Consider the following 403-nt stretch of genomic DNA (forward strand, 5'->3'; position numbering starts at 1 on the left):
TCGACGGTGAGCGGGTCGAGCTCATGGTTCGTGGGCACCGGATCGACTCGCCGCTGGTGTTCCCGCTGAGCCACGAGATGACCTTCCAGGATCTCCTGCACCGCAACGGCATTCCGGTGCCGCGGGTTTATGGCTGGCTCGACGAGCTACCGGCCTACGTGATGGACCGGGTTCCGGGGCGTCCCGATTTCGCCGACTCCACTACCGCCGAGCGTGACGCGGTGATGGCGGAGTACATGCGGACCCTTGCTCGGATCCACGCGTTGAACGTCGACGAGTTCGAGGCGGCGGGCATCACCCGTGCGGCAACTCCGTCAACCCCAGGCTCCGTCGGCGGCGCCCAGCAGCACATGGGCAAGCACGTCGAGAGGCTGAGCACTGACGGCGCCCTGCTCGACTGCCT

The 403-nt window shown here is 67.0% G+C and carries 1 protein-coding gene; it reads left to right on the forward strand.

The window, feature by feature from the left end:
- On the forward strand, positions 1-403 hold a 403-nt coding region (locus RNB18_RS53090; RefSeq protein WP_311721191.1), incomplete at both ends, for a phosphotransferase.

This window comes from Streptomyces doebereineriae, assembly GCF_031845645.1.
GTDB classification, from domain to species: Bacteria; Actinomycetota; Actinomycetes; order Streptomycetales; family Streptomycetaceae; genus Streptomyces; species Streptomyces canus.